The organism is Pseudoalteromonas sp. 23_GOM-1509m (assembly GCF_000518425.1).
Taxonomy (GTDB): domain Bacteria; phylum Pseudomonadota; class Gammaproteobacteria; order Enterobacterales; family Alteromonadaceae; genus Pseudoalteromonas; species Pseudoalteromonas tetraodonis.
Genome location: NZ_JADO01000031.1, coordinates 1 through 1192, shown reverse-complemented (window position 1 = coordinate 1192; position 1192 = coordinate 1). Strand labels below are relative to the sequence as shown.

At 51.6% G+C, this 1192-nt stretch carries 1 rRNA gene; it reads left to right on the top strand.

From position 1 onward, the window contains the following. Positions 1 to 1170 (top strand): 23S ribosomal RNA (locus tag N523_RS0110540); the annotation flags it as partial. Between the last annotated feature and the right edge of the window lie 22 nt (positions 1171 to 1192).

Here is a 1192-nt window from a genome sequence, read left to right as displayed (position 1 = left end):
CTAAGCTGATTGGAGCCGCAGTGACCAGGTGGCTGGGACTGTTTATTAAAAACACAGCACTGTGCAAAATCGCAAGATGACGTATACGGTGTGACACCTGCCCGGTGCCGGAAGGTTAATTGATGGGGTTATCTTCGGAGAAGCTCTTGATCGAAGCCCCGGTAAACGGCGGCCGTAACTATAACGGTCCTAAGGTAGCGAAATTCCTTGTCGGGTAAGTTCCGACCTGCACGAATGGTGTAACCATGGCCACGCTGTCTCCACCCGAGACTCAGTGAAATTGAAATCGCAGTGAAGATGCTGTGTACCCGCGGCTAGACGGAAAGACCCCGTGAACCTTTACTACAGCTTGGCACTGAACATTGAACCTACATGTGTAGGATAGGTGGGAGACTTAGAAGCAGAGACGCTAGTTTTTGTGGAGTCGTCCTTGAAATACCACCCTTGTAGTTTTGATGTTCTAACGTTGGCCCCTGAATCGGGGTTACGGACAGTGCCTGGTGGGTAGTTTGACTGGGGCGGTCTCCTCCCAAAGAGTAACGGAGGAGCACGAAGGTTGGCTAAGTACGGTCGGACATCGTACGGTTAGTGTAATGGTAGAAGCCAGCTTAACTGCGAGACAGACACGTCGAGCAGGTACGAAAGTAGGTCATAGTGATCCGGTGGTTCTGAATGGAAGGGCCATCGCTCAACGGATAAAAGGTACTCCGGGGATAACAGGCTGATACCGCCCAAGAGTTCATATCGACGGCGGTGTTTGGCACCTCGATGTCGGCTCATCACATCCTGGGGCTGAAGTCGGTCCCAAGGGTATGGCTGTTCGCCATTTAAAGTGGTACGCGAGCTGGGTTTAGAACGTCGTGAGACAGTTCGGTCCCTATCTGCCGTGGGCGTTTGAGAATTGAGAGGGGTTGCTCCTAGTACGAGAGGACCGGAGTGAACGAACCGCTGGTGTTCGGGTTGTCATGCCAATGGCATTGCCCGGTAGCTACGTTCGGAACTGATAAGCGCTGAAAGCATCTAAGCGCGAAGCAGGCCTCGAGATGAGTTCTCACTAGACTTTTAAAGTCTCTGAAGGGCCGTTGAAGACTACAACGTTGATAGGCAAGATGTGGAAGTGGTGTGAGCCATTAAGCTAACTTGTACTAATTACCCGTGAGGCTTAACCATACAACGCCAAACGCGTTTTATG